18 protein-coding genes are annotated in these 20735 nt (G+C 38.9%); 13 read left to right on the forward strand and 5 right to left on the reverse strand.

Annotated features, from left to right (window positions below):
- Positions 1 to 151 precede the first annotated feature (151 nt).
- Positions 152 to 1678, forward strand: a complete 1527-nt coding sequence (locus tag J655_RS12140; RefSeq protein ID WP_002115045.1) for a fumarate hydratase — start codon at positions 152 to 154, stop codon at positions 1676 to 1678.
- Positions 1679 to 1820: 142 nt separating this feature from the next.
- A complete protein-coding gene (locus J655_RS12145) occupies positions 1821 to 2375 on the forward strand; it encodes a DUF2059 domain-containing protein (protein ID WP_032005613.1) in 555 nt (184 codons plus the stop codon).
- Between the two features lie 24 nt (positions 2376 to 2399).
- Here the strand turns inward: J655_RS12145 and J655_RS12150 are convergent, their stop codons facing one another.
- The 4 genes from J655_RS12150 to tig all read right to left on the reverse strand — a co-directional run bounded on the left by J655_RS12150 (position 2400) and on the right by tig (position 6821).
- Positions 2400 to 3116, reverse strand: coding sequence for a DUF2846 domain-containing protein (locus J655_RS12150; RefSeq protein ID WP_002115030.1), 717 nt, complete (start codon positions 3114 to 3116; stop codon positions 2400 to 2402).
- A 152-nt stretch (positions 3117 to 3268) separates the two neighbouring features.
- On the reverse strand, positions 3269 to 4582 hold the full coding sequence (gene clpX, locus J655_RS12155; protein WP_002114726.1) for an ATP-dependent Clp protease ATP-binding subunit ClpX: 1314 nt from the start codon (positions 4580 to 4582) through the stop codon (positions 3269 to 3271).
- 105 nt (positions 4583 to 4687) lie between these two features.
- Positions 4688 to 5293, reverse strand: coding sequence for an ATP-dependent Clp endopeptidase proteolytic subunit ClpP (gene clpP, locus J655_RS12160; protein WP_002114870.1), 606 nt, complete (start codon positions 5291 to 5293; stop codon positions 4688 to 4690).
- A 193-nt stretch (positions 5294 to 5486) separates the two neighbouring features.
- Positions 5487 to 6821, reverse strand: a complete 1335-nt coding sequence (gene tig, locus J655_RS12165) for a trigger factor (protein ID WP_002114878.1) — start codon at positions 6819 to 6821, stop codon at positions 5487 to 5489.
- Between the two features lie 414 nt (positions 6822 to 7235).
- On the opposite strand from tig, the gene J655_RS12170 reads away from it, so the two are divergent.
- The 7 genes from J655_RS12170 (at position 7236) to rdgB (ending at position 15695) form a co-directional block, all read left to right on the forward strand.
- Positions 7236 to 9524 carry a TonB-dependent receptor gene (locus J655_RS12170; protein ID WP_032005620.1) on the forward strand — a complete coding sequence of 763 codons (2289 nt, stop codon included), beginning with the start codon at positions 7236 to 7238 and terminating at the stop codon, positions 9522 to 9524.
- A gap of 107 nt (positions 9525 to 9631) precedes the next feature.
- Entirely contained in the window at positions 9632 to 10315 is a 684-nt protein-coding gene (locus J655_RS12175) for a Fe2+-dependent dioxygenase (protein ID WP_017398803.1), read from the forward strand.
- A gap of 460 nt (positions 10316 to 10775) precedes the next feature.
- Complete coding sequence (gene leuA / locus J655_RS12180; protein WP_032005622.1) at positions 10776 to 12473, forward strand: 2-isopropylmalate synthase; 1698 nt, start codon at positions 10776 to 10778, stop codon at positions 12471 to 12473.
- An 83-nt stretch (positions 12474 to 12556) separates the two neighbouring features.
- Positions 12557 to 13717 carry a homoserine O-succinyltransferase MetX gene (metX, locus tag J655_RS12185; RefSeq protein ID WP_032005624.1) on the forward strand — a complete coding sequence of 387 codons (1161 nt, stop codon included), beginning with the start codon at positions 12557 to 12559 and terminating at the stop codon, positions 13715 to 13717.
- On the forward strand, positions 13717 to 14310 hold the full coding sequence (gene metW, locus J655_RS12190) for a methionine biosynthesis protein MetW (RefSeq protein ID WP_001217230.1): 594 nt from the start codon (positions 13717 to 13719) through the stop codon (positions 14308 to 14310). The genes metX and metW overlap by 1 nt, the downstream gene beginning before the upstream one ends.
- Positions 14307 to 14894 (forward strand): tetratricopeptide repeat protein, encoded by a 588-nt coding sequence (locus tag J655_RS12195; RefSeq protein ID WP_005804213.1) that lies wholly within the window; start codon positions 14307 to 14309, stop codon positions 14892 to 14894. The genes metW and J655_RS12195 overlap by 4 nt, the downstream gene beginning before the upstream one ends.
- A gap of 174 nt (positions 14895 to 15068) precedes the next feature.
- A complete protein-coding gene (gene rdgB, locus J655_RS12200; RefSeq protein ID WP_032005626.1) occupies positions 15069 to 15695 on the forward strand; it encodes an RdgB/HAM1 family non-canonical purine NTP pyrophosphatase in 627 nt (208 codons plus the stop codon).
- Positions 15696 to 15889: 194 nt separating this feature from the next.
- Here the strand turns inward: rdgB and J655_RS12205 are convergent, their stop codons facing one another.
- Positions 15890 to 16765, reverse strand: a complete 876-nt coding sequence (locus J655_RS12205; RefSeq protein WP_032005627.1) for an AEC family transporter — start codon at positions 16763 to 16765, stop codon at positions 15890 to 15892.
- Between the two features lie 252 nt (positions 16766 to 17017).
- On the opposite strand from J655_RS12205, the gene J655_RS12210 reads away from it, so the two are divergent.
- From J655_RS12210 to J655_RS12225, 4 genes are all read left to right on the forward strand, one after another.
- Entirely contained in the window at positions 17018 to 17236 is a 219-nt protein-coding gene (locus J655_RS12210) for a Sec-independent protein translocase subunit TatA (protein WP_002114991.1), read from the forward strand.
- 12 nt (positions 17237 to 17248) lie between these two features.
- A complete protein-coding gene (tatB, locus tag J655_RS12215; protein WP_032005629.1) occupies positions 17249 to 17686 on the forward strand; it encodes a Sec-independent protein translocase protein TatB in 438 nt (145 codons plus the stop codon).
- Positions 17683 to 18453, forward strand: a complete 771-nt coding sequence (gene tatC / locus J655_RS12220) for a twin-arginine translocase subunit TatC (protein ID WP_032005632.1) — start codon at positions 17683 to 17685, stop codon at positions 18451 to 18453. The genes tatB and tatC overlap by 4 nt, the downstream gene beginning before the upstream one ends.
- Positions 18454 to 18628: 175 nt before the next feature.
- Complete coding sequence (locus J655_RS12225; RefSeq protein WP_017398797.1) at positions 18629 to 20581, forward strand: PhoX family protein; 1953 nt, start codon at positions 18629 to 18631, stop codon at positions 20579 to 20581.
- Positions 20582 to 20735: the final 154 nt, after the last annotated feature.

Below are 20735 nucleotides of genomic sequence, written 5' to 3' on the forward strand. Positions count from 1 at the left end.
ATAAATAATTTTCTGATTTGTCTCTTTTAAATCACATCAATATGTTCTTATGCGACTTTCGGTCAAAAGATCAACCAATCTCCCACAACACTGTCTTTTTGTCATATAATTTAGCCCGCTAGCTAACAGCCCGCTCAAGAGATTTTCTGGTATGACAACGATTATCAAACAAGATGACTTGATTACATCGATCAAGGACGCCCTACAGTTTATTTCGTACTATCACCCGCAAGACTTTATCCAAGCGATGAGCCGTGCTTATGATCGCGAAGAAAACAAAGCCGCAAAGGATGCAATTGCACAGATTCTAATTAACTCTCGCATGTGTGCGGAAGGTCATCGTCCAATTTGCCAAGATACTGGTATTGTTAACGTTTTCCTTGAAGTGGGCTTAGATGTTAAATTTGATTTAACGATGAGCTTAGACGATGCAGTAAATGAAGGTGTTCGCCAAGGTTACCTTGAAAACAGCAACGTTCTTCGTGCTTCTGTACTTGCTGACCCTGCATTTGGTCGTAAAAATACAAAAGATAATACCCCTGCTGTAATTCACTACAAACTCGTTCCGGGTAACAAAGTAGATATTACTGTTGCTGCTAAAGGTGGCGGTTCAGAAAACAAATCTAAACTTGCGATGCTTAACCCATCTGACTCAATTGTTGACTGGGTACTTAAAACTGTTCCAACTATGGGTGCAGGCTGGTGTCCTCCTGGCATGCTCGGTATTGGTATTGGTGGTACTGCTGAAAAAGCCATGATGCTTGCTAAAGAAGCGCTCATGGAAGAAATCAACATGGACGAATTACTTCGTCGTGGACCAGAGAACAAAATCGAAGAACTTCGTATCGAAATCTTTGAAAAAGTAAATGCACTTGGTATTGGTGCACAAGGTCTTGGCGGTTTAACGACTGTTCTTGATATTAAGATTAAAGATTACCCATGTCACGCTGCTGGTAAACCAGTAGGTATGATTCCTAACTGTGCTGCTACTCGTCATGCTCACTTCCAGCTTGATGGTACAGGTGTAGCTCATATTCAAGCACCAAAACTTGAAGACTACCCATCTGTAACTTGGGACTCTTCACAGTCTAAACGTGTAAACCTTGATACCATTACTCAAGAAGAAATGGATTCTTGGAAACCAGGTGACACATTACTTCTTAGCGGAACAATGTACACAGGTCGTGATGCTGCGCACAAACGTATGGTTGAAATGATCGACAATGGTGAAGAATTACCAGTTGATCTTAAAGGTAAGTTTATTTACTACGTTGGCCCTGTTGATCCAGTGGGTGATGAAGTCGTTGGTCCTGCTGGTCCTACAACTGCAACACGTATGGATAAATTCACACGTAAAGTATTAGAGCATACTGGTCTATTCGGTATGATCGGTAAAGCTGACCGTGGTCCTACAGCAATTGAAGCAATCAAAGACAACAAAGCAACTTACTTAATGGCAGTTGGTGGTGCGGCTTACCTCGTATCTAAAGCTGTTCGCGAAGCTGAAGTTGTTGCGTTTGCAGACTTAGGTATGGAAGCCATCTACAAATTCGTAGTTGAAGATATGCCTGTTTCTGTTGCAGTTGATGTAAACGGTACTTCAATTCACGCAGTAGCTCCAAAAATCTGGCAAGCGAAAATTGGAAAAATTCCAGTAGTCGATGCAGCAGCTGGCTAATCAAGAAAAGCACCGAATTCGGTGCTTTTTTTATGCATTCTTTTTTTATTTTAAAATCTGAAAAGAATTGTAACAATTACTTCGTCAATCTGTGCTATTAATGAAAGCACCCTCTCGCCAAATATTGAATATAGGTCATTTCATGACTATTCGCCCTATTCTTAAAAATCTCTCAATCAGCCTCTGCCTAAGCTGTATTACCACAAGCTTATTTGCCTCTCCTGCCAAATTAAGTTCAGTTAAAGAACTCATGCAAATGAGCCAAATTGATTACCTGCTTAAAGAATCAATTAATGAATTAACACCTTATTATGATCAACAGGCAGCACAGATCGTTAGTAATATCACGGGTATCAAAACTTTAGGTCCAAAAGAAAAAGAGGCCGCGAAGAAGTTAGGTTTACTCCTAAAAGATTCGAGCAATCAGCTCATTAGCAATCCAAAAACCGCCCAAGCCTTACAGGATATTTATCTTAAGACTTATACTGAAGAGGAAATTCAGGCTAATCTGAAATTTTTAAAAACCCCAGAAGGCCAATCAATTACGCGCAAAAACGTACAGATTATGGGGCAAATTTCAGAATATATGATGGAGTTGGGACAGCAAACATTTAATGACCCTAAAGCACGAGATCATATGCAAGAAGAGATGCTTAAAATTCTTGCACCGTTGATGAAAGATAAAGAAAAGTCTTAACTTTTCTTTATCTTTTTTAGGCTATTACCAAGTTAAAGGATTCCATAATTTAAATGGTTTAATCAGATGTACATCTGATTTTTCATCATATTTGGCTGGCTTTAATTCTTGTGGTTTATGACGGATCTTTCCTGAAGCATCTTCAGCCACAAAATTATAGCTAGAAGATTTCAACTCGGTAAATGCTATCTCTCTACGTCCAATATTGTCTTGCATTAACATAAATGGACCAGTATGTTCACTTCGGTCCATTTTATTTTCTTCATCATATTTCAAATAATAAGACGTTCCCGCCTCAACAGTGATATCAATATATTTTGGTTCTTGAAAATGGATACCAAGTAAAGGGCGACTCGCAGAAAGGCGATATGTTCCTGCTGGCAACTCAATCCAGTAATAATGATTATGTAATAGACTCGGAATGCGCTTACCATTCACAAAGAGATTAATCGCTGCGATTTCCTGACGATTCCATTTTGTGTCTGGTCGATATAGATAAACTACAGCTGCCTGTTCATTTTGTGGTTTAATTGGAGCAAAAGTCTGACCCAATTTTTGGTTGACCCACCCTCCTACAGTAAAACCGCCTAAATGATATTGATCTAATAAACCAGGTTCTTTTTCAACATCAACTTTAGGTAGAGTCGCGGTCAATTCACTCGGATTTTTTTCTAAATGAGATGAACTTTGACAGCCCACAAATAGTCCGGCACAGCACAAAGATACGATTAAATAACGCATGGCATCCCTCAAAGCGTTTTGTTTTTGATTTATTTTTTACACCGCAAAACTATGCGTATTTTGTATTTTTAAGATTAACACTACCCATATAAATTGAAAACAAAAAAAGCATGAATCACTAACGCGATTCATGCTTTTTAGATGAATGAAATCTATGCAGACTTCGAATCAATAACCTTTAAATCTGCCTTAGCAACACTTTCATGCGTTGCAGCTTCTTTAGGCTGACGTTCAGCCTGATAAACAGGTTCTGCTTCACCATTAATAACTGCTTCATTAATAATGACTGTTCCAACATCTGTACGACTTGGTAAATCATACATAGTTTCAAGCAGTACGTTTTCCATAATAGAACGTAGACCACGCGCTCCTGTATTACGTTCAAGCGCTTTTTTAGCAACAGCACGCAATGCAGAGTCTTCAAAGATTAGATCAACATTTTCCATAGTGAAAAGATATTGATACTGGCGAGTTAATGCATTTTTTGGCTCAGTCAAAATTTGCATTAAAGCTTCTTCGTCTAGCTCTTCAAGTGTCGCAATCACTGGTAAACGACCAATGAATTCTGGAATTAAACCAAATTTCACTAAGTCAGTTGGCTCAACCTGACGGAACAATTCAGCAAGCTTTTTGGTTTCATCTTTGTTTTTAACGTCAGCTGTAAAACCAATACCGCCTTTCTCTTGACGCTGTTGTACAATTTTTTCCAAACCAGAAAATGCACCACCACAAATAAATAAGATATTTGAGGTGTCAATTTGGATAAACTCTTGCTGTGGATGCTTACGACCACCTTGAGGTGGAATCGAAGCAACTGTACCTTCAATCATTTTTAATAATGCTTGTTGTACACCTTCACCAGACACATCACGCGTAATTGATGGATTTTCAGATTTACGAGTAATCTTATCAATTTCATCAATATAGATAATGCCCTTCTGAGCTTTCTCTACATCGTAGTCTGCTTTTTGCAAAAGCTTTTGCACAATATTTTCAACATCTTCACCCACATAACCCGCTTCGGTTAATGTTGTTGCATCTGCCATCGCAAATGGAACATCTAAAAGGCGAGCCAATGTTTGTGCAAGTAAAGTTTTACCTGAACCAGTAGGTCCAATCAGTAGAATGTTACTTTTAGCAATTTCTACTTCTTTAGACACATGGCCATTATGACCAACTTTCAAGCGTTTATAATGGTTATAAACTGCAACAGAGAGTGTCTTTTTGGCAAGATCTTGACCAATAACATATTGATCAAGCGCAGCACGTATTTCATGTGGTTTTGGCAATGCCTTGCTCGCCCAGTCACCTGCTTCAACCTGTTGGCTGGTTTGTACAAGGTCTAAGCAGACATCCACACATTCATTACAAATATATGCGTCCTCACCCGCAATCAGTTTCCCGACTTCAGACTGCGTTTTACCGCAAAATGAACAATGTTTTTGTCCTTGAGGATGTTCGGACATATTCACTCCACAAATAGAATCTTAAATATTAGGGCAAGATGCACTGCATAAATAACTAAATGGAGATCTTTTTCAACATCTCAAGTTATTTATATAAGAAGGTCCTTATGGACGCTTACTTAACACCTGATCAACCAGACCATATTCTTTAGCAGCTTGGGCTGTCATAAAGTTATCGCGGTCAGTATCACGAGCAACGGTTTCATAGTCTTGACCACTGTGCTCTGCCATTAAGCGGTTCAAACGTTCTTTAATAAAGAGAATTTCACGCGCATGGATTTCAATATCCGATGCTTGACCACGGAAACCACCCAATGGTTGATGAATCATGACACGGGCATTTTCTAAACAATAGCGTTTGCCTTTGGCGCCCGCATTTAATAAAAATGCACCCATTGAAGCAGCTTGACCCATACAATATGTCACGACATCAGGCTTAATAAACTGCATTGTGTCATAAATGGCCATGCCCGCTGTCACAGATCCACCTGGAGAGTTGATATAAAGGTGGATATCTTTATCAGGATTTTCAGCTTCTAAAAACAACATTTGGGCAACAATCAGATTTGCCATGTTATCTTCAACTTCACCTGTCAAAAAAATGACGCGCTCACGTAAAAGTCGTGAATAAATATCAAAAGAACGTTCGCCGCGAGAAGATTGTTCAACCACAACAGGAACTAAAGCATTTTCAATTGTTGGAACATACATACGTTATTTATTCCTAAATTTTTTGTGACTTAACCTATGGCAACAATATGCGGGATAATTTCTCAAATTGCAAAAGGTTCGCACTGAAATATTATATTATTTATACCTAAGTACTTAATGCCGCACTCTAATTGACCACATAAAGAAAAACAAAAAAGGCGCCTCAGGCGCCTTTTTCTGACTTCTTAAAAGATTAGCCCATACGGCGAGCTTGTTGTTCTTTCAATAAGTCATCATAAGATACAGCTTTATCAGTCACTTTAGCACCAGCTAAGATGTGATCAACAACTTGATCTTCTAATACAACTGCTTCGATTTGAGCACGTTGTTGAGCATCATTTTTGAAGTATTCAATCACTTCAGTTGGATCTTCGTAAGAAGAAGCCATGTCGTCAATGTAAGCATCAACGCGAGCTTGGTCAACTTCAAGTTTAGCATCAGCTAAAACTTTGCTTACCAATACGCCAAGCTTAACAGAACGCTCTGCTTGTTCTTTGAACAATTCGTCAGGAAGCATGCTCTTGTCAAAAGATTGCGCGCCTGCACCACCAAATTGTTGAGTGAACTGTTGAACCATTTGTTGACGTTGGCGGTCAATTTCTTGCGCAACCATTGCAGTTGGAACTTCAACTTCGTTCGCAGCAACAAGTGCATCAAAAGCAGCTTGTTTAACTTGGTTACGTAAACCATTGCGAACTTCACGTTCCATATTCTTACGAACGTCAGCTTTTAATTTCTCAACGCCTTCTTCTTCAGTTACACCGAAGATTTTCAAGAATTCAGCATCAATTTCTGGAAGTTTTGATTTTTCAACTTGCTTCACAGTGATTTTGAACTGAGCTGCTTTACCAGCCAAGTTTTCAGCTTGGTAGTCTTCTGGGAAAGTAACATCAATTACTTTCTCTTCACCAGCTTTCATACCAATGATGCCGTCTTCAAAGCCAGGAATCATACGACCTGAACCTAACACAAGTTTAAAGTCTTCAGCAGAACCGCCTTCAAACTTCTCACCATCGATAGTGCCTTCAAAGTCAAAAGTCACTTGCATGTCTTTTTTCGCCATACCCTTGGTTACAGCCCAAGTTTGACGTTGTTTTTGCAAGTTTTCGATCATAGCGTCAACGTCAGCGTCTTTAATTTCAGCTGATTTACGTTCAACTTCTAAGCCGTCAAATGCTTTTACTTCAACTTCTGGATAAACTTCTACAGTTGCTTCAAAAACTAAAGCGTCTTCTTTATGTTCAACTTTCTCAATGTTCGGCATACCTACCGCATTGATTTTTTCTTGTTGAATTGCTTCAAAAACGCTATCACGAATGATGTCATTTACAACTTCTTGATAAATGCTTGCACCGTATTCGCGACGAACAACGTTTTCAGGTACTTTACCTGGACGGAAGCCGTTGATCTTCACAGTTTTGGCAGTGCGCTTCAAACGAGCTTCAAATTGCTCGTTAATACGGCTCGTCGGTACAGACACATTTAAACGACGGGCAACGCCCGAAACCGCTTCAGTCGTTACTTGCATGGCTTCCTCGATAAAAATTAGTTAGTAGGAACAGTTTTTAAAAAAGTGCTGTATTATATGACAACTTTCAAGATATACAAAATTAACCGATCACTTCATGTAAGTGAAGGACATTATTCTAGTAAATTTCACAGTAATTTTATGATTCTTTAAATATTTTTCATAAGTACTTAAGTAAAACTAATTTTTTAGTTATTCTTTATAAATCTAAAATTACAATTAAACTTTGAATTTAATCGCTTTAATAAACAATTACTAATAATCAGTAGATTAGCCATATAAAAGTACAATTTACCATTCAATTATTCATTTTCTCTTCATAATTCAATTGGCAAATCCAATTAACACAAACTGTACATATAAATAAGAATTATTATTATTCGCATAACCTTTTAGTTTTAGAGTCTTGAAGTTATGTCTTTGATTAGAACACGTAAAAAAATTGTTTCTTCTGCAATAGCTTCATCGCTATCAATGATTGCAACAACAGCCATGGCGCAAGAAGCAGTTTCCCAATTACCAACAATTCATACTAAAGCGACTCAAGAAGAATCTTTAAAAGTAGATCAGTCTGCAAACTCTAAATTCGTAGCTCCTCTCAAAGACACACCAAAATCAGTCTCTATTCTTTCTCAAAAATTAATTAAAGATACAAACTCTAATACCCTACTCGAAGCATTACGCTATGAACCTGGTATTACATTAGGTGCTGGTGAAGGCGGCACACCGTTTACAGATATGCCTTACATTCGTGGTTATAGCGGTCAATCTTCTATCTATGTCGATGGCGTTCGTAATACGACTTCCCAAAACCGCGACATGTTTGCCATTGAACAAGTTGAAGTTATTAAAGGCTCTTCTTCTGCCCTTGGTGGTGGCGGTAGCGTAGGTGGAAGCATTAACTTAATCCCTAAAGTAGCTCATGAAGGTGACGTTTACCAAGGTAGCGTTCAAGGTGGTACTGACAACTATCGTCATATACAACTTGATGCCAACAAAGACTTTGGCAACGGAGTTGCTGGTCGTGTTGTTATTATGGGTCACGAAAATGAAAAAGCTGGTCAAAGTAACGGTGCAGAATATGCCCGTGCCGGTATTGCCTCAAGTCTTGCATTTGGTTTAGATACGGCAACTCGTGGAACACTAAGCTACTACTATTTACGTAGTAACGATGAACCTGATGCAGGTATTCCGTTTAACAATGCAAACCCAACGAAACCTCCTGTTGGAGTTATTGTAACTCCTGGTGACGGCAAGCCTGTTGATGTAAAAGCTGGAACCTACTATGGCTGGAAAGCGCGTGATTTCGACAAACGCGAAAACCACATTGGTACGTTTAAGCTAGAACATGATTTTAATGAAAATCTTACCTTGTCTAATATAGCAACCTACAACAAATCCAAATCTGATTATGTTTATACGAATGCTGATGACTCTAAGGGTAATATTTACAGAGGCACAATCGCTCGCCGTGCGTTAAGCCGTATCTTAGATAGCGATGCTTATAGCGATCAGCTTTCTTTAAGAGGTAAATTCAACACAGGTAGCCTAAAGCATTCTTTTAATGTTGGTACCGAGTGGAGCTTCCAAGAAACTGATCAGGGTGTACATACTTTTACTAATGCTGCTGGTGAAACCACATCGACCATTTTAGACAGCAATATTCAAAACTGTACTTCAGCTGCTGCTGTGGCAAATGGCTGGTGTACGAGTTTAAATAATCCTGGAAATGGTGCCTTCACAGATAAGCGTGGATCTATCACAGCACAATCGACCACTCGTAGTCATAATGTAGGCGTGTATGCTTTAGATAGTATCGAATTTAATCCACAATGGTTACTTAACTTAGGTGTTCGTTGGGATAAATTTGAAACTGAGAAAAAATATAATAAGGACGTAAGTGGACGTACTCCTCATAAAGCTGGTGATAAATTAGAAAGCGATACAGATTACTTCTCTTACCAAGCTGGTTTAGTTTTTAAACCAACAGAAGATGGTAGTATTTATTTAAGCTATGCTACGTCAGCAAACCCAGTAGGTGTGCTCGCTGAAGGTGATACAGGTTCAGATTCTATTAGCGACTCAGGTGCTGCAAGTGCGAGTGCAAATGATCTAAAACCAGAAGAAGCTCGTACTTTTGAGTTAGGAACTAAATGGGACCTGTTTAATAACCGTGCTAATTTAACAGCAGCAGTTTTCCGTACTGAAAAGCAAAATACACGTATCCAAATTGATCCGAACACGACAGCCAATGCTGGTAAAAGTAAAGTTGATGGATTCGAAATTAGTTTGAACGGGAAAATTACCGACAAATGGGATGTTTCTACAGGCTATAGCTATTTAGATAGTGAAATTACTGAAGCTGCATATAATGCGGTTGCTCAAGAAGGTAAACCATTACCATTTGTAGCGAAAAACAGTGCTACCTTATGGTCTACTTACAGAGTAATGCCTCAATTGACTTTAGGCGCTGGTGTTGAATATCGTGATCAAGTTTTTGTGAACACAACTGCACCTAAATATTTGCCAACTTATACCATTTACAATGCTATGGCTAAATACGACGTGAACAAGAATGTAAACTTACAGCTTAATATTAATAATATTTCTGATAAGCGTTATTTCACTAGTGCACATGCAGCTCACTACGCATTTGAAGGCAATGGTCGTAATGCTGTCTTAGCGATTAACTTTAAGTACTAAGGTTAAATTCCATAATTTATTTATGGAATTAATTAAAGTTCATATAAAATAGCCTCGTCATGAGGCTATTTTTACAAATGAAGTATTTATATTAAAAGGTGTTTGCTGTGATTCATCATATCCCGAATGTTTTAAGCAAAGAGCAAGTTGCCGAGTTTCGTAAGCTCATGAAAGACGCCAATTGGGTAGGTGGGAAAGTGACTGCCGGTACCTTGTCTGCTTCTGTGAAAAGAAATCAGCAACTCTCAGAACAAGACCCGCTTACTCATCATTTAAGTGATCTTGTCATCAAAGCAATTTGGCAAAATCCAGTGTTTCAGGCTGCTGCCCTACCCCACAAAATTATTCCACCGCTTTTTAATCGTTATGATGAACATGAAAGCTTCGGTTTCCATGTAGACAACTCAATTCGCCTTATCCGTGGAACTTCTGAGCAGCTCCGCACTGATTTATCTTGTACATTATTTTTAAGTGAACCCGATGAATATGAAGGTGGTGACCTAGTGATTGAAGACACTTATGGTTATCACGAAGTTAAATTACCAGCAGGTGATGTCGTGCTCTACCCGTCTACTAGCCTGCACGAAGTCAGTAGCATTACCTCAGGTACTCGTTTTGCTTCTTTTTTCTGGGTACAAAGTTTGGTCCGAGACGATAGTAAACGCCATCTCTTATTTAATCTTGATGAGAGCATTCGAGAACTACGCAAATCACACGGCGATAACTACCCAGAAGTCATGAAGCTCACCAACATTTATCATAATTTAATTCGAATGTGGTCAGAGCTGTAACTATATTTATTTTTGCCTTTTTAATTCTTAATAAACTTTTTTTCCTTAAAAAGGCAAGAATATGAAAATAATTTTCCATAAAAAATAAAACAGCGCAAAATTAGAAAATTATTTTCTAAATTATTTAACTAAAATTATGATAAGAATTTTGCACAAGGTGTAATCATTGTTTAGATGTGATATATCTAAATATCAAGATTCCCCCCGCAAACCATCAAACTTATTATTCTACGGTCTAGAGATGAAAACGAATTACTTGTTTGCCCAGCCTACTCAAGCAAGACATCATCTGCAACTCCTGATGCTGCGCCAAGCGCGCGTATAAAAATTTTGTCTGCTTTTTAAAGCAGCACTTCAAAATTACCTTTAATTTTTCTGAATTAGATACCATATATTAAGTAGAGACGTTGCCTTTTAAATATATCCAGAGCAACCGCGCTACGAGACAAGGAGTTTTCTCATGATGTTGGCTGACCCTAGCAAAAAATACCGCCGTATGTACCAACGTGTGGATTTACCAGATCGCCAATGGCCGAATAAAGAAATTACAAAAGCGCCAATCTGGATGAGTACCGATTTACGTGACGGTAACCAAGCAATTTTTGAACCGATGAACATGGAACAAAAATTCAAAATGTTCAAAATGCTTGTAAAAATTGGTTTTAAACATATTGAAATCGGTTTCCCTTCTGCGTCTCAAATTGACTTCGATTTTACTCGCATGTTGATTGAAGAAAATCATATTCCTGATGACGTATACATTGAGGTTTTGGTTCAAGCACGTGACCATTTAATTGAACGTACTTTCGAGTCTTTGGCAGGTGCTAAACGCGCAATTGTGCATATTTATAACTCGAACTCTCCAACCTTCCGTCAAAAGGTGTTGAATGTAGATGTTAATGGTGCAAAACAGTTAGCAATTAATGCTGCTCAAAAAGTTAAAGAGTATGCTGCACAGTATCCTCAAACTGACTGGATTTTTCAGTACAGCCCGGAATGCTTCTCTGCAACTGAATTAGAAGTGGCTAAAGATGTCTGTGATGCCGTCACAGAAATCTGGGATGCACGTCCTGACCATAAAGTGATTTTAAACTTACCTGCGACTGTAGAAGTTTCTACACCAAATGTTTATGCAGACCAAATTGAATGGATGCATCGTAATTTGGCACGTCGTGATGGTGTGATCATTTCTGTTCACTGCCACAATGACCGCGGCTGTGGTATTGCTGCATCAGAACTTGCCATTATGGCGGGTGCTGACCGTGTTGAAGGCTGTGTGTTCGGTAATGGTGAACGTACAGGTAACGTTGACGTTGCAGCAATTGCATTGAACATGTATACCCAAGGTGTAGCACCAGAGTTAGATTTTTCTAATATTAATGAAGTGATTGCAACAGTTGAAGAATGTACTGGTTTACCTGTACACCCTCGTCATCCATATGCAGGTGACTTGGTATTTACTGCATTCTCTGGTTCACATCAGGATGCGATCAAAAAAGGCTTCGAGTACCAGAAAAACGAAGAAATCTGGGATATGCCTTACTTACCAATCGACCCGAAAGATTTGGGCCGCGACTATGACGCAGTTATTCGTGTAAATAGTCAGTCTGGTAAAGGTGGTATCGCTTATTTATTAGAATCAAACTACAACGTTGTATTACCACGTCGTTTACAAATCGAATTCAGTCAGGTTGTTCAACAATATGCTGATGAGAACGGTACAGAAATTAATGCTAAAGAAATCTGGACCTTATTTAAAGACACTTATGTTGATGTGAAGAATCATCATTACACAGTCAAACACTACAAGTTATCTGACATTAATGGCACTCAAATTATCGAACTTGATGTAGATGTCGAAGGTGAAACACAACAGCTTCGTGGTGAAGGTAATGGACCGATTTCTGCATTCTTAAATGCTCTTCAATTACCAATTGACGTATTGAACTATGAAGAACGTAGTATTAGTTCAGGTGCAAATGCGAAAGCATTAACCTTAATTGAGCTTCAAGTAAAAGGTACAGGTAAAGGTTCATTTGGTGCTGGTGTTCATGACAATACAGTCACCTCATCCATTGAAGCAATTATTGCGTGTACCAACCGTTTGATTGATCAAGGTGTTTTAAGTACAGATCAGGTTGTTGCCGCCGCTGTTTAATTAAAAAAAAGACTTTGGAAAGGATACCTAGCTTGGTATCCTTTCTTTTTATTCCTGAAAGATTTAAAAGGCGAAATGTTCCCGTGTCTTTTCCAGCTGATTCAGTGGGGTTAGTCACTCCGCAAAAGTTCCAATTTGAAGAACCATTACACCTTGAATGTGATCGTGTTTTGCCACGTTTTGAACTAATGGTCGAAACTTACGGCACTTTAAATGCTAATAAATCAAATGCAATTTTAATCTGTCACGCTCTTTCCGGACATCATCATGCAGCGGGTTATCACCACGAAGATGATAAAAAAGCTGGATGGTGGGATAGCTGTATTGGCCCGGGTAAGGCAATTGATACGAATAAGTTTTTTGTAGTTTCGCTAAATAATATTGGTGGCTGTAATGGCTCAACTGGCCCGACCTCACCAAATCCTGAAAATGACAATCGCCCATATGGACCTGATTTTCCATTAGTAACGGTACGTGACTGGGTTAAAACACAAGCCATGCTTTCTGACCGTTTGGGTGTAGATGTCTGGTATGCAGTGGTCGGTGGATCATTAGGAGGCATGCAAGCACTACAATGGTCCGTAGACTACCCTGACCGCCTACAAAAATGTGTGATTATTGCCAGTGCACCAAAGCTTTCAGCACAGAATATTGCATTTAATGAGGTTGCTCGTCAGTCAATCTTGTCTGATCCAGATTTCCATCATGGCCGTTATTTGGAAAATGATAGTTACCCGAAACGCGGACTAATTCTGGCTCGCATGGTAGGTCATATCACCTATCTTTCAGAAGAAGCCATGAAACAAAAATTTGGACGTGATTTAAAATCTGGCAAATTTATGTACGGTTTTGATGTCGAGTTTCAGGTCGAAAGCTATCTACGTTATCAAGGTGAACAGTTCAGCCGTAACTTTGATGCCAATACCTATCTCATCATGACTAAAGCTTTAGATTACTTTGACCCATCTCGTGAGTACGGTCATTCTTTAACTCAAGCAATGGGCAAAACTAAATGCCAGTTCCTTATTGTCTCGTTCACAACTGACTGGCGTTTTGCACCAAGCCGCTCACAAGAAATTGTAGATGCGCTTATTACCAATCATAAGCCAGTAAGTTATCTCGACATTGATGCTGAACAAGGCCATGACTCGTTCTTATTCCCTATTCCACTGTATGTCAAAACCATGCGCGCTTTCTTAGGCGGTGAAGAACACTTAAAATCGACATCACTGGAGGCAAGCTAATGCGTATTGATCAACAACTGGCAGAAAAGTGGATTAAACCCGGCTCAAGCGTACTCGATTTAGGGTGTGGTGACGGTGAATTACTCGCTCATATGAGCCAAAAGCATCAAATTCGTGCTTATGGCTTAGAAATTGATCAAGAAAAGATTGCAATTGCCGTCAGTCGCGGGTTAAATATTATTCAACAAGATTTGAATCTCGGCTTAAGCCGCTTTGCAGACCAGTCCTTTGACTATGTGGTTATGGCACAAGCTTTGCAAGCCGTAGATGCACCCGATGTTTTATTAAGAGACATGGTGCGTGTGGGTAAACAGGCAATTATTACTTTTCCAAACTTTGCGCATTGGAAGACTCGCTCTTTTCTTGCATTAAAAGGAATGATGCCTGTATCGGATGCTCTACCATATATGTGGTATAACACCCCCAACATTCATTTATGTACATTTAAAGATTTCGAAGCACTATGTGCTGAAAATCAGATACAAATTATTAATCGACTCGCCGTCAATGGAAATCAGCAGGGAAGCCTGTTAAGCAAACATGTTCCGAATTTGTTTGGTGAAGTCGCTATTTATCGAGTGAGTGCACTATGAAAAAGACATTATTTAGCACACTATTTGCAGGACTGCTAAGTATGCAGGCTCATGCAGATTATATCGCCCAGCCACAATCGGTTGCGAGTCAGGCTGCACGTTTTTCAACAATGGGGATTAACGATCTTCAGAAAGCAGCAAAAGCTGGTCAAGCAGGCGCACAGTTTTATCTTGGTACACATTATCAATATGGTAAAGATGTAGCAAAAGATGACAAACAGGCTTTCGCATGGTTTAAAGCAGCAGCGGATCAAGGTTTATCGCCAGCACAATTAAACGTAGGCCGCATGTATGCCGACGGTATTGGTGTTAAAAAAGATGAGTCTATGGCTCGTAAATACTTTGAAAAAGCAGCAAGCAATGGCGATAACCGTGCAAGCTACAACCTCGCGATGATGGAAGAGCAAAAGAAAAACTACGTTGGTGCTTACCAATGGTATGAGCTTTCAACTCGTGATGGCATGCTCGACAATAAAGTGATTAGCCTATCTGAAGGTAAGAAAACTGCTCTAGCAGCGAACTTAACTCAAGAACAAATCCGTACAGCGCGTGACCGTGCGGACAAATGGATTCAAGCGCAATAATAACGGTTCATCCGTAAAAAACCTTACTCGACTAAAGCCACCTTGTATGCTCTACAAGGTGGCTTTAGTTTAGGTTGTCCCATTTTATATTCTATTTATTTCCCTCTATATCCCCTCTTAAAAAACACGTAACATAACTCACGTTCGATATTAGCTATAAAGTTTGGTTTTATTATGTCTACCCCACATTGGTTTGATCAGGGCAGTTTAGTTCTTGCCAGCAATAACAAAGGTAAAGTCGCAGAGTTTGAAAAACTTTTTGAACAGCTTAAGTTACCAGTAGAAATTATTCCTCAAGGTCGCCTTAATATTCCTGATGCAATTGAAGACGGCTTAAGCTTTATTGAAAATGCTATTATTAAAGCTCGTCATGCCTCTAAAATTTCAGGTAAACCTGCTATGGCTGACGACTCTGGTATTTGTGTACCAGTCTTAGGCGGCGCACCTGGTATTTATTCAGCACGCTATGCTGGAGAACATGGTGACGATGCAGCCAACAATGCCAAATTATTAAATGACCTTTTACCCTACCGTAAAAATGGTGAAGTAATTGAAGGTATGTTTGTATGCGTACTTGCTTTAGTGACGCATGCTAAAGATCCTTTACCACAAATTTTCCAAGGCATCTGGCACGGTGAAATTTTAGAAGCTGCACGTGGCGAAAATGGCTTTGGTTATGACCCATTGTTCTGGTTGCCTGAGCTACAAGTGTCTAGCGCTGAATTGTCTAAAGAAGACAAGAATAAGATTAGTCATCGTGGGCAAGCGATGCAGTTATTTAAAGAGAGCTTGCAGAAGTAAGTTGATCACATGGCCACAATATGCAGCGTTAGAATATATTAAACTTTGTATAGGCACCCCTTACTTTTCAAAGATGAAAAGTAAGCAAAAATCTTTTGTTAGACTGATGGCACATCCTTGTGCCACAGTCTAACTGGCGGCATCCATACCGCCTTCGCACAAGCAAGTTTAGGAAACTTAGAATTAAATAAAGATTAAACGAACAAGTGTAAAAACACAGCATAAATCGCAATACACACACAACTCACAATCGTCCCCGAAGCAATATAAGCCGCAGATCTTCCCGTCCCTTGGTAATGTGTTTCTAGTGCTACAATATTGGCAGCTGGCGGCAGACAGAACATTAAAAACATCACTCCAATTTGCTGGCTGATATTTGGAATGGGTAAAAATCTATAAGTTAAGCCACAGAGAATAAATCCGCACACTACTTTAAATGCTTGAGCTTTTGTACTGTAAATTAAGTCTTTTAAATGCACGCGAGTACGGCGTAGCCACATTCCCAGCACACACATACCAGCAAAAGTCATGACAAACTTGGCAACTTCATATACCCAATGTATAGCAGGATGCTCGATATGTTGAGCACCTAACGACCTAAGTAAAAGTGCACAAAATATTGAAATACACGGTGGAGAAGTTAAAACCTTTTTTAATATGTTGAGCTTACTTTGTGGTGCAGTGGTGACTGCCGTAACAGCCCATGCATTTCCAAAAAGAGACATACCAATATATAAAGCCACAATAGGAGCCGTAGCATCAGGGCCAAATAAAGCCATAGCAAAGGGAAAACCAAGCCACCCCATATTGGTATAACTCACGCATAGCGCTAACAATCTGTCGTTAAATAGAGCTAAATAGGCAAAGAAAATAAGAAATGCTGAACCGAAGCTAAACAGCATCAAACTCAAACTACCTGGCTGATAAAATACCATGTTGTAAATAATAACAATCGGAATTAGTAAGCGGGCAAGCCAAGCTGAAAGAATAGGTTTTATGGTTTCTGCAATGGAAGTCTGAGCAAGTAGAAGTCCTGTGATAAATGCCAATACAGGCAGTAGTAGCGCCACGCTCTCTCCTCTTGCTCATTAAAACCAGCTTGCTATGCTACACCTTTTCAAAATGAAATGTACTCTCCATTTCAAGTAATTTAAGTGACTCTTTTCAAACTATGTATAAATAAAAAAAGAAGATATTCAGTTTATAAAATGAACTTTTTAGGTTTTGACAGTCATTCATTGTCTTAAAAATGACATATAAATGTCACATTCCTGTCATGGCAACCTGTTGATATAAAGCAAACTGAAAAGAGGTATAAGATCATGGCCGGTTTATCTATTTGGCATGTCGTTATTTTTGCAATTGTCGTTATTTTATTATTCGGTACGTCGAAATTAAAAAATATCGGTAAAGACGTAGGCGGTGCAGTAAAAGACTTTAAAAAATCAGTTCGTGAAGAAGATGAGACTACTGCTCTTAATACTCCACGTACAATTGATGCCCAAGTCAAAACACCTGACAGCACATCAGTAAAAAGCTAAAGGTTTCCGACCATGCTTGATGTAGGAATGACAGAGCTACTCTGTTTTGCAATTATTGCAATTTTAGTTTTAGGTCCGGATAAACTTCCAGAAGCTGCACGCTTTGCTGGTCGTTGGTATGTTCGTCTAAAACGTTATATTACCAATTTGCAAAATGAGATTGATCAAGAGTTGCGTCTTTCTGAGTTTCGAAAAGAAATGCAAGAAGAGCTCAACCGCATTGAAGCACTAGAACGTAAAGTACAACAACAGCTTGAAGAAATTCAAAAGCAGAATATTTCTGAAAATATAGATAAGGCTGAGATAACCAAATCAGTGCCCCAACCTATTCGGATATGTCTTCCTATATCAGGCCATTATAAAGTCCCATACATTAGAAAATTTATGCCTTTAGCATCATCAACTGATATTTCAGAGACATCACCTGTTAAATTGAAGATTGCCGTATGAACCAACTGCCTTCAACCACTGTAAATAATCAGGAAAATTTAGACCAAATGCCAATCATGAGCCATTTGGTCGTTTTACGACGTCATTTATTTAGGATTGTCGGGGTAACCTTATTTTTATTTTTTTGCTTATTACCTTTTAGAAATAATACTTACCAATTACTATCTGAACCTTTGAGGCTGCAACTTCCGACCTCCTCGTCAATGATTGCAACCGATGTCACTGCAACCTTTATGGCGCCTTTTAAACTCAATTTATTTGTCGCGCTTGTACTGGCAATGCCATTTATTCTGTATGAAATCTGGTCATTTGTTCGTCCAGCACTCTATCAAAAAGAACGTCATTTAGCACTACCATTACTCATCGGTAGTATTGTCTTGTTTTATGCGGGCGTTGCTTTTGCATATTACATTACTCTTCCGGCAATTTTACATTTCTTTATTAGTGTATCGCCTGAAACTGTTGCACCGATGACGGATATTAATAGCTACCTAAGCTTCTGCTTAAAGTTATTTTTAGTATTTGGACTGACTTTTGAAATTCCAATCGCGACGCTCCTCCTTATTTTAATCGGTGTGGTAAATACAAAAAGCCTTGCTGAAAAGCGACGTTTTATTATTGTTGGATGCTTTTTTGTAGCGATGTTTATTACACCACCAGATGCAATTTCAATGGTGATGTTAGCAATTCCAATGTGGTTACTTTTTGAGCTGGGATTGCTCTTTGGTAAAATTCTTGAGAAAAGAAAAGCCCATCCTGCTGAATAAAATGATTTCTAAGGAACAGCCTGAACCTACAAGTTCAGGCTTTTTTATGTAGAACACTTTTTAATCTACAAAGCAATAAACTGTCTTCAAAGTGACTTAAAAATGTAAGAAAAGTGTCATTTTCAGTCCATAGAATCAACTCAACAAATATACCCACAAAATTTACGGATTTCTTATGACAACTGCTTCTACTCAACCAACGCGTCGCGAAATTTTAAAATGGTTTTCGGGGATTCCTTTTCTACCATTAGGAGCGATGGCTACGGCAGCAACATTAGCAGGTTGTAATGATAGTGATGACAGCTCAGTAGTCACTCCCACACCACAACCAAGCAAATTTAAAAATGCAAAATTCACAGCAATGCCAGCGCCAACAACTGCAGCTGATCGTGCAACAACTGTAGTGAATTCTAAATTAAAAATTGATTGGGAAAATTCAACCAGTACTGAATACCAACTCGCTTATAAACCTTTCTTTAAAACTGGTGATAGCGTACCAAAACTTGGTGGTGGGACGATTATCGCGGGTGGTTATTTTGATGTTAACGGCAATCCAATTATGGATAAGTCAGTTGCTGGTAAAGAACGTCAATTCTTTTCAGACTGTCCAGATGGTTCATCTCTAATTCAATTAGAAGGTGCGAAAGTTGAAGGCGTAGCAAACCCAGTGTTCCATGTTGTTCAATTTGAATACAACTCTAAAGACCAAGCAGGCGGTGATACTTACGGTCAATTACCTTCACCAATCGCAATTTTGACTTTAGATCAAGACCAAAAAACAGGTCACCTAGAACTTAAAAAATACTTCAACGTTGATACTGCACCAGTACACGGTTTATGGATTACTTGCGGTGCTAGCTTATCACCTTGGAACACTCACTTATCAAGTGAAGAATATGAGCCAGATGCATTCAATCAAGGTATTGGCGGTACAGATCCAAAATATCTTGGTAAATACTTCTTTGGTGATGAAACTAAAGCAAACCCATATAACTATGGTCATTTGCCAGAAGTAACAGTTAACCTTGATGGTACTGGTAGCATTAAAAAGCACTATTGTTTAGGTCGTATTTCTCACGAACTTATCCATGTTATGCCAGACAACCGTACAGCACTTATGGGAGATGACTACACCAACGGTGGCTTCTTCATGTTCGTTGCAGATAAAGAAAAAGATTTATCGGCAGGGACACTATACGTTGCTAAATACATCAATACGCTAACTGAAACCTCAACTGCTAGCATTCAATGGATCAAACTTGGCCATGCGACAAGTAAAGAAATTGAGGATTTAGTTGCTGGTGGGATTAAGTCAACTGACATCATGGAAAGTTTAACAACCAATCCAAATGATGCGAGCTATACTGAAATCACTTTGGCAAAGAAACAGCTTTGGGTCAAACTTAAACCAGGTATGGAAAAAGCAGCAGCTTTCTTGGAAACACATCGTTATGCAGCACTAAAAGGTGCAAGTATGGCATTCACCAAGATGGAAGGCACTAACGTAAATATTAAAGATAAAGTTGCTTACTCTGCTTTAGCTAATATTCAAGATTCAATGGTCATTGGCGGTAAAGGTTATGTCGCTGGACATAATGTCGCGTTCTCTAAAAAGATTACTGCTGGTGGCGTGCTTGCACACAAATTAGGTAATAGCTTTACAGACAATGAAGGCAGCGCAATTAATAGTGAGTGGGTTCCTCTTTACTCATATATGCTACTCATGGGTGAAGATCTTGCTGCGAAAGATAGTTTAGGTAATACAGCGAATCCAGACAAAATTGCTAGCCCAGACAATCTGAAGTTCTCTGAAACTTTACGTACATTATTCATTGGTGAAGACTCAGGTAACCACGTGAACAACTTCTTGTGGGCATACAATGTAGATACCAAAGAGTTAACACGACTGCTTTCTACACCTGCAGGTGCAGAGTCAACAGGTTTACATGCTGTAGATTCAATCAATGGCTGGACTTACATCATGAGCAACTTCCAACATCCAGGCGATAGTAGTAGTGTACCTGAGGATGTTAAGGCCTTAATTAACCAAAATTACAACAATGGTTATAGTGCTAACGTCGGCTATATTACAGCAGACCCAATTGCCCCTTCAGTCACAACTAAATAATTTTTCATAACCTCTCTAAATATTAAAGCTGGCTAAGGTCAGCTTTAATATTTTTACATTCAACTTTTACTTTTTATGAAAATTAAATGAAAAATTACAGAACTTTTCATTAACTTATCATCAAAACGTCAACGCCTCGTCACATTCACAAACT

The organism is Acinetobacter sp. 1294243 (assembly GCF_000588015.1).
GTDB lineage: Bacteria > Pseudomonadota > Gammaproteobacteria > Pseudomonadales > Moraxellaceae > Acinetobacter > Acinetobacter pittii.

Bases quoted from the DNA above. Each gene is read 5' to 3' on its own strand.
- J655_RS12140 (WP_002115045.1), top strand. From the start codon at position 152: ATGACAACGATTATCAAACAAGATGACTTGATTACATCGATCAAGGAC.
- J655_RS12145 (WP_032005613.1), top strand. From the start codon at position 1,821: ATGACTATTCGCCCTATTCTTAAAAATCTCTCAATCAGCCTCTGCCTA.
- J655_RS12150 (WP_002115030.1), bottom strand. From the start codon at position 3,116: ATGCGTTATTTAATCGTATCTTTGTGCTGTGCCGGACTATTTGTGGGC.
- clpX (WP_002114726.1), bottom strand. From the start codon at position 4,582: ATGTCCGAACATCCTCAAGGACAAAAACATTGTTCATTTTGCGGTAAA.
- clpP (WP_002114870.1), bottom strand. From the start codon at position 5,293: ATGTATGTTCCAACAATTGAAAATGCTTTAGTTCCTGTTGTGGTTGAA.
- tig (WP_002114878.1), bottom strand. From the start codon at position 6,821: ATGCAAGTAACGACTGAAGCGGTTTCGGGCGTTGCCCGTCGTTTAAAT.
- J655_RS12170 (WP_032005620.1), top strand. From the start codon at position 7,236: ATGTCTTTGATTAGAACACGTAAAAAAATTGTTTCTTCTGCAATAGCT.
- leuA (WP_032005622.1), top strand. From the start codon at position 10,776: ATGATGTTGGCTGACCCTAGCAAAAAATACCGCCGTATGTACCAACGT.
- metW (WP_001217230.1), top strand. From the start codon at position 13,717: ATGCGTATTGATCAACAACTGGCAGAAAAGTGGATTAAACCCGGCTCA.
- J655_RS12195 (WP_005804213.1), top strand. From the start codon at position 14,307: ATGAAAAAGACATTATTTAGCACACTATTTGCAGGACTGCTAAGTATG.
- rdgB (WP_032005626.1), top strand. From the start codon at position 15,069: ATGTCTACCCCACATTGGTTTGATCAGGGCAGTTTAGTTCTTGCCAGC.
- J655_RS12210 (WP_002114991.1), top strand. From the start codon at position 17,018: ATGGCCGGTTTATCTATTTGGCATGTCGTTATTTTTGCAATTGTCGTT.
- tatB (WP_032005629.1), top strand. From the start codon at position 17,249: ATGCTTGATGTAGGAATGACAGAGCTACTCTGTTTTGCAATTATTGCA.
- tatC (WP_032005632.1), top strand. From the start codon at position 17,683: ATGAACCAACTGCCTTCAACCACTGTAAATAATCAGGAAAATTTAGAC.
- J655_RS12225 (WP_017398797.1), top strand. From the start codon at position 18,629: ATGACAACTGCTTCTACTCAACCAACGCGTCGCGAAATTTTAAAATGG.